Origin of the sequence: Acinetobacter sp. LMB-5 (genome assembly GCF_001541635.1) — a bacterium.
GTDB classification, from domain to species: domain Bacteria; phylum Pseudomonadota; class Gammaproteobacteria; order Pseudomonadales; family Moraxellaceae; genus Acinetobacter; species Acinetobacter pittii.
Genome location: NZ_LRDR01000064.1, coordinates 1 through 475, shown reverse-complemented (window position 1 = coordinate 475; position 475 = coordinate 1). Strand labels below are relative to the sequence as shown.

1 protein-coding gene is annotated in these 475 nt (G+C 45.1%); it reads right to left on the bottom strand.

Going from position 1 to position 475, the window contains the following annotated elements:
* The coding region (locus AW165_RS18530; RefSeq protein WP_171254270.1) for a nucleoid-associated protein at positions 1–459 on the bottom strand (459 nt) is incomplete at its 3' end.
* Between the last annotated feature and the right edge of the window lie 16 nt (positions 460–475).

Below are 475 nucleotides of genomic sequence, written 5' to 3'. Positions count from 1 at the left end.
GGCCATATGAGTCGCGTCAAGATAATCCACATCTGCCAGTTTCAATTCAGAGCTAGCGGTCAATGAGTGCACTTTAGGAACAAGACCAATCATGAGGTAACGAGTAGCTAACAGCTCGTACTCAGCAAAGACCAGCACGCCAGAATCTGCAAATGGGTATCTCACAAGTTCTTCTTGAAGTTTTTCAGCCAGCTTGGTTGAGATAGCCAGGAACGACGCATCGCCTTTCACCAAATGGTCAATGGCATAACAAGCGACATCAGAGTCAGCGAACTCATCATCAAAGTAACCAAATCCATTGCTTGATTTGCTTGTGAACGTGGTGTTCATTTGCTGAACCAGCAACTCTGAGCTCAAACCACACGGAGCCTTGCCATTGTTCAGATGCAACTGCAACTCGCCACTATCTTCATCACGTAGCAGTTCGTGTAAAACAACATTCTTAACTGTAAATGTCATAGTCATCATCTCTTCG